Annotated in this window: 12 protein-coding genes and 1 tRNA gene; 12 read left to right on the top strand and 1 reads right to left on the bottom strand. The window is 33.9% G+C overall.

The genetic code is table 11. From position 1 onward, the window contains the following. The first annotated feature begins 14 nt into the window (after positions 1-14). The 12 genes from ACYX4H_RS08900 (at position 15) to ACYX4H_RS08955 (ending at position 14646) form a co-directional block, all read left to right on the top strand. On the top strand, positions 15-1976 hold the full coding sequence (locus tag ACYX4H_RS08900; RefSeq protein ID WP_476238651.1) for a penicillin-binding protein: 1962 nt from the start codon (positions 15-17) through the stop codon (positions 1974-1976). Further along, on the top strand, positions 1973-3436 hold the full coding sequence (locus tag ACYX4H_RS08905; RefSeq protein WP_476235891.1) for a UDP-N-acetylmuramoyl-L-alanyl-D-glutamate--2,6-diaminopimelate ligase: 1464 nt from the start codon (positions 1973-1975) through the stop codon (positions 3434-3436). Before ACYX4H_RS08900 ends, ACYX4H_RS08905 begins: the two co-directional genes overlap by 4 nt. Before the next feature lie 55 nt (positions 3437-3491). Beyond that, positions 3492-4733 (top strand): phospho-N-acetylmuramoyl-pentapeptide-transferase, encoded by a 1242-nt coding sequence (mraY, locus tag ACYX4H_RS08910; RefSeq protein ID WP_476235893.1) that lies wholly within the window; start codon positions 3492-3494, stop codon positions 4731-4733. Beyond that, positions 4734-6065 carry a UDP-N-acetylmuramoyl-L-alanine--D-glutamate ligase gene (murD, locus tag ACYX4H_RS08915; RefSeq protein WP_476235895.1) on the top strand — a complete coding sequence of 444 codons (1332 nt, stop codon included), beginning with the start codon at positions 4734-4736 and terminating at the stop codon, positions 6063-6065. Between the two features lie 87 nt (positions 6066-6152). Continuing rightward, complete coding sequence (locus ACYX4H_RS08920) at positions 6153-7349, top strand: FtsW/RodA/SpoVE family cell cycle protein (protein ID WP_476235897.1); 1197 nt, start codon at positions 6153-6155, stop codon at positions 7347-7349. Next, positions 7349-8446 carry an undecaprenyldiphospho-muramoylpentapeptide beta-N-acetylglucosaminyltransferase gene (murG, locus tag ACYX4H_RS08925; RefSeq protein WP_476235899.1) on the top strand — a complete coding sequence of 366 codons (1098 nt, stop codon included), beginning with the start codon at positions 7349-7351 and terminating at the stop codon, positions 8444-8446. The genes ACYX4H_RS08920 and murG overlap by 1 nt, the downstream gene beginning before the upstream one ends. Then, positions 8443-9795: a UDP-N-acetylmuramate--L-alanine ligase gene (gene murC / locus ACYX4H_RS08930; protein WP_476235901.1), complete on the top strand. Its 1353-nt coding sequence runs from the start codon at positions 8443-8445 to the stop codon at positions 9793-9795. Before murG ends, murC begins: the two co-directional genes overlap by 4 nt. Positions 9796-9880: 85 nt before the next feature. Further along, the gene (locus ACYX4H_RS08935) at positions 9881-10501 is read left to right on the top strand and encodes a cell division protein FtsQ/DivIB (protein ID WP_476235903.1); all 621 of its coding nucleotides are present in this window, start codon (positions 9881-9883) and stop codon (positions 10499-10501) included. Between the two features lie 78 nt (positions 10502-10579). After that, positions 10580-11908: a cell division protein FtsA gene (gene ftsA, locus ACYX4H_RS08940; protein ID WP_475294385.1), complete on the top strand. Its 1329-nt coding sequence runs from the start codon at positions 10580-10582 to the stop codon at positions 11906-11908. Between the two features lie 69 nt (positions 11909-11977). Then, on the top strand, positions 11978-13963 hold the full coding sequence (gene ftsZ, locus ACYX4H_RS08945; protein ID WP_476235906.1) for a cell division protein FtsZ: 1986 nt from the start codon (positions 11978-11980) through the stop codon (positions 13961-13963). 146 nt (positions 13964-14109) lie between these two features. Beyond that, the gene (locus tag ACYX4H_RS08950) at positions 14110-14559 is read left to right on the top strand and encodes a GatB/YqeY domain-containing protein (protein ID WP_475294383.1); all 450 of its coding nucleotides are present in this window, start codon (positions 14110-14112) and stop codon (positions 14557-14559) included. Between the two features lie 13 nt (positions 14560-14572). Beyond that, positions 14573-14646, top strand: a tRNA-Arg gene (locus ACYX4H_RS08955). A 61-nt stretch (positions 14647-14707) separates the two neighbouring features. Here the strand turns inward: ACYX4H_RS08955 and ACYX4H_RS08960 are convergent. Further along, complete coding sequence (locus tag ACYX4H_RS08960) at positions 14708-14842, bottom strand: hypothetical protein (RefSeq protein WP_476235908.1); 135 nt, start codon at positions 14840-14842, stop codon at positions 14708-14710. Between the last annotated feature and the right edge of the window lie 4 nt (positions 14843-14846).

A 14846-nucleotide genomic window follows, 5' to 3' on the forward strand; every position in this document is an offset into this window, starting at 1 on the left:
TTATAGCAGGGTGTATGTTTGTCTTCGGGCTTGCAGTAGTGTTTAAACTATTTAGTATACAGTTTCTGCAAGGCGAAAAATACAAAGCGCTAGCAGAGAAACGTATTGTAAAAGATGTTGTTATTCCTGCAAACAGGGGTAATGTGTATTCGGTAAATGGCAATTTGTTGGCAACGTCAATTCCTAAATATGATATTAGAATTGATGCGCTAACCCCATCTGCAAAAAACTTCACAAAATATTTGAAACCTTTAGCAGATTCACTGTCAAAATTCACAGGTAAATCATCGGCTTTTTACCAAAAAGAATTAAGAAAAGCACGCGCTAATAAAAACAGGTATTATTTGTTAGTGAGAAATGTTGGGTATACAGATTATACAAGAATTAGAAACTTTCCGCTACTAAGCTTAGGTGCTTTTAAAGGCGGATTAATTGTTGAACAAACAACAAAACGCGAGCATCCAATGGGTGGTATTGCGCAAAGAACCATAGGTTATGAGCGGGTTGATGATAAGGGTAACATTACACGCCCAGGTATTGATGGTGCTTTTGGTGTTAAATATTTACGTGGGGTTGATGGGCAACGAAAAAAACAACGTATAGGTAAAGGGCAATGGAAGCCTTTACGTGATGCTAATGAAATTGAACCTAAAGATGGTTATGATGTATACACAACTATTGATGTAAATATACAGGATATTGCGCATCATGCATTGTTAGAGCAGTTAGAAAAATATAAGGCAGACCACGGTTGTGTGGTAGTAATGGAAACAAAAACGGGTGAAATTAGGGCTATTTCAAATTTAGGTAGAAATAAAAACGGACATTACTATGAGCGCTTAAATTATGCGGTTGGTGAACGTCACGAGTCTGGTTCTACCTTTAAATTAATGGCTTTAGCAGCTGCTTTTGAAGATAAGTTGGTAGATACAAGTGATGTAGTTGATACAGAAAAAGGTGTTATTACTTATTACGGAAAAAAGGTGAGAGATTCTAAATGGGGTGGTTACGGAAAAATTTCAATTTCTCGCGCTTTTGAAGTGTCTTCAAACACCGGAATTGTTAAGGCAATAGATAAAGCTTACAGAAAACAACCTGAAAAATTTGTTGATAGGTTATATGATATGAATTTGAATTCAGATTTAAACCTGCCAATAATTGGTGAGCCAAAGCCTATTATTCCAGATCCGCGTGTAAAAAATGGCCGTTGGAGTGGTATTGCTTTGCAGTGGATGGCTTACGGTTACGGCGTGTCATTTACGCCATTGCAAACCCTCACTTTTTATAATGCGGTTGCTAATAATGGTGTAATGGTAAAGCCTAGGTTTTTAAGAGAGGTTAGAGAGTTTGATAGGGTTATTGAACCCTTTAAAGAAGAGGTTATTAACAGTGAAATATGTTCAAAAGAAACGGTTGGTAAATTACAAGCGTTGTTAAAAAATGTGGTTGAAAAAGAACATGGCACAGGTCATCGTTTGTATTCTGAAAACTTTTCAATGGCAGGTAAAACAGGTACATGTCAAAAAGATTATATCAATAAAGAAAAGCTTAATTATATATCATCATTCGCTGGGTATTTCCCTGCTGAAAACCCTAAATATTCCTGTATAGTTGTTATACATGAGCCCGATAAAAGCGTTGGGTATTACGGGGCTGATGTTTCTGGGCCTGTTTTTAAAAGAATTGCACAAAAAATATTTACCGATACGCCAATTGTTGATGAAGTAGAAACGCTAGATGTTAAAAAAAGTTCAGTTGAAAAAGAGTTTGAAAATTACTATCAATTAGCGCAAACCTATAAAACAATTATGCCAAACGTGGTTGGTTTACCTGCAATGGATGCTGTTGCGCTTTTAGAAAATATGAATGTAAATGTAAAAGTGAAATTACAAGGAAGCGGTATTATAAAAGAGCAATCCATTAATAAAAATATCAAATTAAAAGATAATCAAACAATTGTTTTAATAGCATCATGAACGTGTTAAAAGACATATTATATAAAGTTTCAATAAATGCCGTTGTAGGTAATACAAACGTTGCGGTAAACGCTATTCGTTTTGACTCTAGACATGTAGGTGAAAATGATGTGTTTGTAGCCATTGTTGGTACAGCAGTAAATGGACATGATTTTATTGAAAAAGCTATTAAAAACGGAGCTAAAGCTATTGTTTGTCAGCTAATGCCAGAAGTTTTAGTTGATGGTATAACGTATGTTGAGGTAGGTAATTCTAATAAAGCATTGGCAATTTTGGCGTCAAATTATTACGGTGCGCCTTCAGAAAATTTAAAGCTAGTTGGGGTAACAGGTACCAATGGTAAAACAACAGTTGCTAGCTTATTGTATCAGTTGTTTAAAAATGCAGGTTATAAAGTAGGGCTACTTTCAACAGTAAAAATATTAGTTGATAATAAAGTGTATAAAGCAACACACACAACACCAGATTCTTTAACTATTAATAAATATTTAAAGGAAATGAATGATGAAGGTGTTGAGTTTTGTTTTATGGAAGTGAGTTCGCATGGTATTCATCAAAGCAGAACCGAAGGTTTGGTATTTGCGGGCGGAATTTTCACAAACCTCTCGCATGATCATTTAGATTATCACAACACATTTGCAGAATATAGAGATGTAAAAAAACAGTTTTTTGATGGCTTGCCAAAAGAAGCATTCGCTTTAACTAATGCTGATGATAAAAATGGTGCTGTAATGCTGCAAAACACAAAAGCAAAAAAATATACGTATGCTTTAAAGAGTTATGCCGATTATAAAGCTCAAATTTTAGAAAATCAGTTAAGTGGCTTGTTGCTTAAAGTTAATGATAATGAGGTTTGGACAAAGCTTATAGGTAATTTTAATGCCTACAATGTTTTGGCAATTTACGCTACTGCAGAGCTTTTAGGGCTTGAAAAATTTGAAGTTTTAAGGCTTGTTTCTGAATTAGAGAGTGTTAGCGGGCGTTTTCAGTATGTAATTTCAGATGAAAAAATAACTGCAATTGTTGATTATGCGCACACACCCGATGCGCTTAAAAATGTATTAGAAACCATTAATAGCATCCGTACAAAAAACGAAGAGCTTATAACGGTTGTTGGTTGTGGTGGTGATAGAGATAAAACTAAGCGCCCAAAAATGGGGCATATTGCAACTGCACTTAGTACAAAGGTTATTTTTACTAATGATAACCCAAGAAGTGAAGACCCTGAAACAATATTAAAAGACATTGAAGCGGGTGTTGAGCCTCAAAATTTCAAAAAATCATTAACAATTTCAAATAGGGCGCAGGCTATAAAAACAGCTTGTCAATTAGCGTCGCCTAATGATATAATATTAATAGCTGGCAAAGGGCATGAAACATATCAAGAAATTAAAGGTGAACGTTTTGATTTTGATGATTTAAAAACAGTAAAAGAATTTTTAAAACAGTTACAAAAATAAAATGCCATTTGGTTGCTAAACAAAGTTTAAGTGAGCAAATAGCAAGAAAAAAAGCATGTTATATTATTTATTTAAATATTTAGAACAACAATTCCAATTTCCAGGAGCTACGCTTTTTGGGTTTATAACTTTTAGGGCTGCTTTGGCAATGATATTGTCGTTGTTAATTTCAACTATATATGGTAAAAGAATCATCCGTTTTCTTCAAAAGAAACAAATGGGTGAAACTATACGAGATTTAGGTTTAGATGGGCAAGCCGAAAAAGCAGGCACCCCAACAATGGGTGGTATTATTATTATTCTGGCAACTCTAATACCGGTAATTCTTTTAGCAAAATTAGAAAACATTTACATCATTTTATTGCTAATAACAACCTTATGGATGGGAGCTATTGGTTTTATAGATGATTTCATAAAAAAATTTAAAAATAATAAAGAAGGGCTAAAAGGTAGGTTTAAAGTAATTGGTCAAGTTGGTTTGGGTGTTATTGTGGGTGCAACGCTTTATTTTCATAATGATGTGGTTATAAAAGAAAAATTACCAATAGAAACACAACAACAAATACGAAAAGAAAACCCTGCAGCTAAAGAGTCTGCATTTTTTAAGGCTGAAGAAAAATCAACTAAAACAACCATTCCGTTTTTTAAGCATAATGAATTTGATTATTCAGATTTAATAACTTGGATTCACCCAGATTTAGAAAAATACACATGGTTAATTTTTATAATAGCGGCCATTTTTATAATAACAGCTGTTTCTAATGGCGCTAATTTAACCGATGGGATTGATGGTTTAGCTGCCGGAACATCAGCAATTATTGTGCTCACATTAGGGATTTTCGCTTGGGTGTCTGGTAATATAATTTTTTCAGATTATTTACACATCATGTACATACCAAGGGTTGAAGAAATTACTATTTACATAGCAGCATTTGTTGGTGCGCTTATTGGTTTTTTATGGTACAATACGTATCCGGCACAGGTGTTTATGGGAGATACCGGAAGTTTAACTATTGGTGGAATTATAGCTGTAATAGCAATTGCGGTACGAAAAGAATGGCTAATTCCTGTGTTGTGCGGTATCTTTTTAGCTGAAAATTTATCAGTAGTAATGCAGGTTAGTTGGTTTAAATATACCAAGAAAAAATATGGTGAAGGTCGCCGAATTTTCAAAATGTCGCCACTGCATCACCACTATCAAAAACTAGGATATCACGAAAGTAAAATTTCAACACGCTTTTGGATTATTGGAATTCTACTAGCTATTCTTTCAATAGTAACATTGAAGATTAGATAAATGAAAAAGCTTGTAGTTCTTGGAGGTGGCGAAAGTGGTGTTGGTACTGCTTTACTGGCAAAAGAAAAAGGATACAGCGTGTTTATGTCTGATAAAGGAAAAATAAAAGAAAAATATAAAGAGGTTCTTATAAATAATGAGATTGCATGGGAAGATGAAATGCATACTGAAGCAAAAATTCTTAATGCAAATGTGGTGATGAAAAGTCCAGGAATACCAGACAAAGTGCCGTTGGTAAAATTAATACATAGCAAAGGTATTCCAGTGGTTTCAGAAATTGAATTTGCGGCTATGTTTACCAAAGCTACAATTGTGGGTATTACAGGTAGTAACGGAAAAACAACAACGGCAAGTTTAACGCATCATATTTTAAAACAAGAATTAAATATAGGTTTAGCGGGTAATATTGGTGATAGTTTTGCTAAACAAGTGTTGCAAAAAAACTATCAGAATTATGTTTTAGAGATTAGCAGTTTTCAATTAGATGATATCATCAAATTTAAGCCGCACATAGCAGTAATAACCAATATAACTCCGGATCATTTAGATAGGTATGATTATAAGTTTGAAAATTACATTGCTTCAAAATTCAGAATAGTAGAAAATCAAACTGAAAACGATTTTTTAATATATGATGCTGATGATGAGGTTATTGTAAAGTACTTAGAAAACAACCCTGTAAAATCAACATTATTGCCGTTTTCATTAACAAAACGTATTGAAAATGGAGCCTATTTAGAAAACAATAATATAAAAATAACAGTAAATAATAGCGAATTTATTATGCCAACAACAGGTTTAACATTAGAGGGTAAACATAACGTAAAAAATGCAATGGCAGCTTCAACAGTTGCTCATTTGTTAAAAATTAGAAAGCAAACAATAAGAGAAAGTTTAGAGAATTTTCAAGGCGTAGAGCATCGTTTAGAAAACGTACTTAAAATAAATAAAGTGCAGTATATAAACGATTCTAAAGCTACCAATGTCAATGCAACATATTTTGCTTTAGAAAGTATGGATGCGCCAACCGTTTGGATAGTTGGCGGTGTAGATAAAGGTAATAACTATGAAGAGTTGTTTCCTTTTGTGAATGAAAAAGTAAAGGCCATTATTTGTTTGGGGGTAGATAATGAAAAGCTACTTAAAACGTTTGGTAGCATGGTTGATGTTATTGTTGAAACACAATACATGAGCGAAGCTGTAAAAATAGCTTACAAAATTGCCGAGGTTGGAGATAATGTATTGCTGTCACCAGCATGTGCAAGTTTTGATTTGTTTGAAAATTATGAAGATAGAGGGCGTCAGTTTAAAGATGCTGTACGTAACTTATAACAATACCATCTTAATCTTCCTAAAGGGAGGCAATAAGATGTTAAATACAAATTTAAGAGTTTTTCCTTAGGGGAAAATGTCCGCAAAATGAGTAGCATATTTAAAAACATAAAAGGAGATCGTTTAATTTGGGCAATTGTGGCGTTGTTGGCTATAGTTTCATTTTTGCCTGTATACAGTGCTGCTAGTAATTTAGCTTATAAAGGTGGTGGTAGTAATACGTTTGCTTTTTTTGTAAAACATTTTATGCATTTGTTTTTGGGGTTTGCAATAATGTATGGGGTTCATAAAATTCCGTATAGGTATTTTAAAGGCTTGTCCTTAATTATGATTCCTGTGGTATTAGTGTTGTTGGCTATAACCATGATGCAAGGAACGGTTATTGATGGTGCCAATGCTAGCCGTTGGATACAAATACCAATAGTAGGCATGTCATTTCAAACATCAACGTTAGCGTCGGTAGTTTTAATGGTGTATGTGGCAAGGTACATGTCTAAAATAAAAGATAAAAAAATAACATTCAAAGAGTCTATTTTACCACTTTGGGTACCCGCATTTTTAGTGTTGGCTTTAATATTGCCTTCAAACTTTTCAACAACAGCTATTATATTTTTAATGGTTATTGTATTGGTGTTTTTGGGCGGATATCCATTACGATATTTAGCAGTAATTATTGGCAGTGGTTTGCTAATGCTCACATTGTTTATTCTAATTGCAAAAGCATTTCCTGATGCTATGCCAAACAGGGTAGATACTTGGATGAGCAGAATTGAAAGTTTTTCTAATGCTGAAGATACTGAAGCCGATTATCAAATTGAAAAAGCTAAAATAGCTATAGCCTCTGGAGGTATTAATGGTGTTGGTCCAGGAAAAAGTAGACAAAAAAACTTTTTACCACAATCATCATCAGATTTTATTTTCGCCATTATTATAGAAGAATATGGTTTGTTAGGAGGCTTGTTTGTTATGGTTTTGTATATGTGGTTGTTGTTTAGAATAGTAATAGCTGCCCAAAAAGCAGATACCGTTTTTGGTAAATTATTAGTGCTGGGTGTTGGCTTGCCAATAGTATTTCAGGCATTAATAAACATGGCTGTGGCTGTAGAGTTGTTTCCAGTAACAGGGCAAACACTACCGTTAATTAGTAGTGGAGGAACCTCTATCTGGATGACTTGTTTAGCGCTAGGAATAATTTTAAGTGTTAGTGCTAAACGCGAAGAAATAAAAGAAAAAGAAGAAAATATAGAAGAAAACCCATTAGAAATTTTATCTGAAACTATTTAATGAGTAACTACAAAATCATATTATCAGGTGGTGGTACTGGCGGTCATATTTATCCGGCTATTGCAATTGCTAACGAGTTAAAAAGGCGTTATCCAAATGCCGAATTTTTGTTTGTTGGCGCAAAAGATAGAATGGAAATGGAAAAAGTACCACAAGCGGGCTATAATATTGAAGGTTTATGGATTTCGGGCATACAACGCAAGTTAACAGTAAAAAACTTGTTGTTCCCTTTTAAATTAATTAGTAGTGTTTTAAAATCTAAAAAAATATTAAAACAATTTAAGCCAGATGTGGCTATTGGTACGGGTGGTTTTGCTAGTGGTCCGTTATTATATGCGGCAGCATCTAAAGGTATTCCTAGTGTAATACAAGAGCAAAATTCGTATCCAGGAATTACCAATAAGTTTTTATCAAAAAAAGCAGCAAAAATATGTGTGGCTTATGATGGTTTAGAGCGTTTTTTTCCGAAGGATAAAATTATAAAAACGGGTAATCCGGTGCGTCAAGGTTTGTTAAATATTACATCAAAAACAAACGAAGCCAAAAAGCATTTCGGTTTAAAAGAAAATATGACAACCTTGTTGGTTTTGGGCGGTAGTTTAGGGGCAAAACGTATAAACGAATTAATTGAAAAAAAATTAGACTTTTTTAATACTCAAAACGTACAAATAATTTGGCAATGCGGTAAGTTGTATTATCAGCAATATAAAATTTATGGTAATACAAAGCATGTACAAGTGCATCAGTTTTTAAATGACATGGCCAGTGCTTATGCAGCGGCCAATGTTATAGTTTCAAGAGCAGGTGCTAGCTCGGTTTCAGAGCTGTGTATTGTTGGTAAACCGGTAATTTTTATACCATCGCCAAATGTTGCTGAAGATCATCAAACTAAAAATGCTATGGCTATAGTAAATCAAAATGCAGCTTTACTTATAAAAGAAGAAGATTTAAATGCCGATTTTGAAAATAAATTTTCACAATTAATAGCATCAAAAGAAAAACAACAAACGTTGTCTGAAAATATTAAAAAATTAGCCTTGGTAAACGCAACAAAAGATATTGCAGATGAGGTTGAAAAATTATTAAACAAAGCATGAATTTAAAAAGCGTACATAACATATATTTTGTAGGCATTGGCGGTATTGGTATGAGTGCTTTAGCTAGATATTTTTTAGCTAATAATAAGTGTGTTGCTGGTTATGATAAAACACCAACTGAAATAACCGAAGCTCTATCAAGCTTGGGTGTTCATGTACATTTTAATGATGCTGTACAGGTTGTGCCAAAGCCATTTTTAAACCCAGCAAACACTTTGGTTGTTTATACGCCGGCAATACCTAAAAATCATGCAGAACTTAATTATTTTATTAACAATAATTTTAAGGTATTAAAACGCTCGCAAGTGTTAGGTTTAATTACAGAAAACACATTTTGTTTGGCGGTGGCTGGCACACATGGTAAAACAACAACATCAAGTATTTTAGGGCATTTATTGCATGAGTGTAATGCAGAGGTTACTGCGTTTTTGGGTGGTGTTACAGAAAACTATAATTCAAATTTAATATTGAAGGGAACTGAAGTTTCGGTGGTTGAAGCAGATGAATTTGATAGGTCGTTTTTAACATTGTCTCCAGATTTAGCATGTATAACTTCTATGGATGCTGATCATTTAGATATTTATGGTGAAGCTGAAGCATTGCAAGAGTCGTTCGTGCAATTCACAAAACGTATAAAACCAAATGGGAAGCTGTTTGTTAAAAACGGTTTGCCACTTGAAGGTATAACCTACGGAATTGAGGATGACGCAGATTACAGTGTTCAAAATATAAAAATAGAAAATGGATCTTATGTTTTTGATGTGAAAACACCAAAAACTATCATTAAAAATTTAGTGTTTAATCTTCCGGGTAGGCACAATTTGTCTAATGCACTTGTGGCTTTTGCTATGGCTATAGATTATGGTTGTTCTCATGAGCAGCTCGCCAAAGCTTTGGCGTCTTTTAAAGGAGTGAAAAGACGATTTTCGTATCATATAAAAACTGATGATTTAGTTTTTATAGATGATTATGCACATCATCCTGAAGAAATTAAAGCAGTGCATCAGGCTGTTAGAGAAATGTATCCAAACAAAAAAGTATTGGCTGTATTTCAACCGCATTTGTACAGTAGAACAAGAGATTTTATAGATGATTTTGCTTTAAGCCTATCAAAATTTGATGAACTATTGTTGCTAGATATTTATCCGGCCAGAGAGTTGCCTATTGAAGGTGTAACATCAAGTTGGTTATTAAGTAAAATTACTAATAAAAATAAGCAATTGGTAAGTAAACAGGCGCTGTTGCAAAAAATAAACGAAAGTAATGCGCATGTAATTTTAACCATTGGTGCAGGTGATATTGGAGAGCAAGTAAAACTTATTAAAAAAGGTTTAAGCGTTGAAAGTTAACTGGAACTACATAAAAATGTTTGTGCTGTTAGTGTTTACAGTGTTTCTGTATGCGTTTTCATTGAAGAAAAATGGAGTACGAAACGTGTCTAAGCCTAACATTGAATTTGTGGGTGAAAACAGGCCGTTTATTACCACTAACAATGTTAGTAAATTGTTAATACAAAATTACCAAGACGTGAAAAACGTGTCAAAAGAAACTTTAGATTTGAATGCGTTAGAAACTGCCCTAAAATCTAATCCAATGGTCAAGTCTGCAGAGGTGTATGTTGCTGTAAATGGCACACTTAACGCTAAAGTTGAACAAAAAACGCCTATTGCAAGAGTAAATACAAATGTATCGTATTACATTGATGACGAAGGTTCGTTTATGCCTTTGTCTGCAAGTTATTCAGCAAGAGTGCCGTTGGTTACAGGGTATGTAGAGAAAAATAATTTAAAAAATCTCTTTACTGTAGCTCAAAAAATAAAAAACGATGTGTTTTTAAAAAAGCACGTTATAGAAATACACCAAGGTTTAAATAAAACAATCAATTTAAAACTTAGGCAGTGTAATTTTATAGTACAGTTAGGAGACGTGAAATTATTAGATAAAAAAATTAATAATCTAAAAGCGTTTTATAAAAAAAGTTTAAAAGAAAACACGCTAAATGATTATACAAAAGTGAATTTACAATTTGATAACCAAGTAGTTTGTAGTAGGTAGGTTGGTTACAATAATCATTTAAGTGCGCGTTTAGCATTAAAGTATAAAATCTCAATTTTTTTGAGTAAAACGTAAACTATGGAACATAATTTAGCAGTAGGATTAGACATAGGAACCACAAAAATTGTGGCCATGATTGGTCGTAAAAACGATTATGGTAAACTTGAAATTTTAGGCATTGGGAGGTCTAAAAGTTTAGGCGTACACCGTGGTGTGGTAAATAATATCACACAAACAATACAGTCTATACAACAAGCGGTTCAAGAGGCAGAAGCAGCTGCAAATATAAAAATTGCCGATGTTACAGTTGGTATTGCGGGGCAACACATACGTAGTTTACAACACAGTGATTATATTACCAGACCAGATTCTGAAACGGTAATTGATGACGATGATATAGATAGGCTAATAAATCAAGTGCATAAGTTGGTTATGTTACCCGGTGAAGAAATTATTCACGTATTACCACAAGAATATAAAGTTGATGGGCAAGCTGAGATTAAAGAGCCAATAGGTATGTATGGAGGTAGGCTAGAAGCTAATTTTCATGTAGTTGTGGGCCAAGTATCATCTATCAGAAATATTGGTAGATGTGTTAAAAGCTCAGGTTTAAGTCTTGAAGGTATAACTTTAGAGCCTTTAGCATCAGCAAATGCCGTACTAAGTCAAGAAGAAAAAGAAGCCGGTGTAGCCTTAATAGATATAGGTGGTGGTACAACAGATTTAGCCATTTTTAGAGATGGCATCATTCGTCATACAGCAGTTATTCCGTTTGGAGGCAATGTAATTACTGAAGACATAAAAGAAGGCTGTTCAATTATAGAAAAACAAGCAGAATTATTAAAAATAAAATTTGGTTCAGCATGGCCAGGTGAAAACAAAGACAATGAAATTGTATCAATACCTGGGCTTCGTGGTAGAGAACCAAAAGAAATAACCCTCAAAAACTTGTCTAAAATAATTCACGCACGTGTGGTTGAAATTATTGAGCAAGTATATGTTGAAATAAAAAATTACGGACACGAAGAGCAAAAGAAAAAACTTATTGCAGGTATTGTTTTAACTGGCGGAGGTAGCCAATTAAAGCACTTAAAACAATTAGTAGAATATATTACAGGTATGGATACCAGAATAGGTTATCCTAATGAACATTTAGCAGGCGATAGTGATGAAGATATTACCAGCCCATTGTTTGCAACAGCTGTAGGTTTAGTGTTAGATGGCCTAAAACGCCAGCAACGTAAAAAAGTTGAAACAGAAATTACAACAGAAACAGAGGTTGAAGAAGCAACTGAAACTACAAATGAAAACGTAAATGAAGTTGTTGAAGAACCCAAAAAAGAACGTAAGTCGTTTTTAGATAAATTAACCGAACGTGTTAAAGATTTTCTAGATAACGCAGAGTAGCCAAAGCGGCACATTAAAAAAACCATTGAATTTAAAATATAAGTACAAAACCCCAGAAAAACAGAATTTATGAGCAGCAACAAAGAATTCGAAAGCATTAAGTTTGATTTACCCAAAAACCAATCAAACGTAATCAAAGTTATCGGTGTTGGTGGCGGTGGTAGCAATGCCATAAACCACATGTTCCAACAAGGCATAAAAGGTGTAGATTTTTACATCTGTAATACCGATGCTCAAGCACTTCAAAACAGTGGTGTTCCAAACAAAATACAATTAGGCGTTAACTTAACCGAAGGGTTAGGTGCCGGTGCAAATCCTGATATTGGAGAGCAAGCAGCAGTAGAGAGCTTTGAAGAAATTTCTAGAATGCTAGACTCTAACACTAAAATGGTATTCATTACAGCTGGTATGGGTGGTGGTACAGGTACAGGAGCTGCGCCTATAATTGCTAAAATGGCTAAAGATTTAGATATTTTAACAGTAGGTATTGTTACCATGCCATTTCAGTTTGAAGGAAGAATGCGTATTGAGCAATCACAAAAAGGAATTGAAAAAATTAGAAGTGTTGTAGATTCTTTAATAGTAATAAACAACAATAAGCTAAGAGAAGTTTATGGTAATCTTGGTTTTAAAGCAGGTTTCTCTAAAGCCGATGAGGTATTATCAACTGCTGCTCGTGGTATTGCCGAAGTTATAACACACCATTACACACAAAATATAGATTTACGCGATGCTAAAACGGTATTAAGTAATAGCGGCACTGCAATTATGGGGTCTGCAGTAGCTGCTGGTCAAAACCGTGCGCAAGATGCCATTAGAAATGCGCTAGATTCACCGTTATTAAACGATAACAAAATAACAGGTGCCAAAAACGTATTACTACTTATTGTATCAGGTACACATGAAATCACTATTGATGAAATAGGTGAAATTAATGACCACATTCAAACAGAGGCTGGCCATGGTGCTAACATAATTATGGGTGTTGGTGAAGACAGTACCTTAGAAGAATCAATTGCAGTAACCATTATAGCAACAGGTTTTAATATTGAACAACAAGACGAAATTTCAAACACTGAAACCAAAAGAGTTATTCATTCTTTAACAACCGAAGAACAAGATTTAAGTACCGAAGAAAAAGAACCAGCTATAATAGCGCCATCTATAGAGTTAGAAAAGAAAGAAACACCAAAAATTGTTCGTCACACTTTGCATTTAGATGCCGAAGAAACGCACATAAAACCAAAGCCTTCAAAACCAGAAAATAACGTTGAAAAAAATGTAAATTTAGATATCATTCCAACTTCTGAAATTATAAAAAACATCAATGTTGTGTATGATGAAGTGAAGGCAACCGTTGCAGATGAAGACGATTTTATCATTAAGCCAGTAACAAAAATGGAAAATGATATTAAAAATATTGATGTAGTAGCCGAAACCATTGAAGAAGAAGAACAACAAATAACCCTAACTTTTGATTTGCCTTTAACAACCAATAATGTTGAAGCAACAAAAGAACCTGTTAGAGATGAAGATATTATTTCGCACGATTTAAATGAAGAAATAAAAGATATCACAGTAAATGATTACACAGAGCTAATTACTATTACCGAAACAAATGAAGAAGGTGATATTAGATATACTTTAGATGATTATGCCGAAGCTGATGCCGTAAACCCCAAGAAGCAAACCAAAGAAGAGGTTGTTGAAGAGGTAGATAATGATGTGGTTTTTGAAAGAAAAGTGGTTAATGAGCCAGCTGTAGAAGCAGAAGAAGAGCAAGAAATAGACCCAATGAATACGCCTATTTCAGAACTTTTAAAAGAACGTGCCGAAGAACGCAGACGAAAAATGAAAGACTTCAATTATAAATTCAATACTTCAAAAATTGATGATATTGAAAAAGTGCCAGCATACAAACGTCAAGGATTAGATATTAGCCAAACCAAATCATCATCTGATACTGATATGTCTCGAACCAGTGTAGGTTTAGATGATAATGACGACATACAATTAAGAAGTAATAATTCTTTTTTACATGACAATGTCGATTGATTTTTTCCTACTTAAATAGTTATGAACCCGAAAAGCAACTCTCACCTTTTCGGGTTTTTGTATTTTATGCATAGGTTTAAACTAACGGTTTTACTAATAAAATAACACTACAATTTCTTATATTCGCATTCTAAAAAAAATAAAAAATGAGTTTACAGCAAGACGTAATGACGGCTTTAAAAGAAGCAATGAAAGCCAAAGACCAAACAGCTTTAACAGCTTTAAGAGCCGTAAAATCGGCCATACTTTTAGCCAAAACCGAAAGTGGTGCAGGCGATGAGTTAACTGAAGAGCAAGAGCTTAAACTTTTACAAAAGCAAGTAAAACAACGTAAAGATAGTGCAGCTGTTTATTTAGAACAAGGTAGAGAAGATTTAGCGGCGCCAGAATTAGCTGAAGCAGAAGTTATTAGTCAGTTTTTACCCGAAGCTTTAACAAATGAGGAAATTGAAAAAGTAGTAGTAGCTACTATTGAGCAAACAGGGGCTGAAGGCATGAAAGATATGGGCAAAGTAATGGGAATTGTTAGCAAACAATTAGCAGGACAAGCCGATGGTAAAACCATTTCAAATATAGTAAAAGCTAAATTAGCTTAAAAAAATAAAAAAAGGCTGCGTAGTTCAACTGGATAGAATATCAGATTTCGGCTCTGAGGGTTGGGGGTTCGAATCCCTTCGCGGTCACTAATAAATTCAAAAATCAAGTGTCAAATCAAGCTTTCTTGAATTTGTAAAATTCATTTTATTAATTCTTTACAAAAGTGAGTTCTACAATTTCAGGAATGCCATTTTGTTCTAAAACACGTAGTCTGAATTTTTGAGCTTTTACTTCTTTAAAAGGGTGTTTTTCATGAAATGTAGCAGGACCACCAGTAAACAATACT

This window comes from Seonamhaeicola sp. ABD4_340, assembly GCF_056312135.1.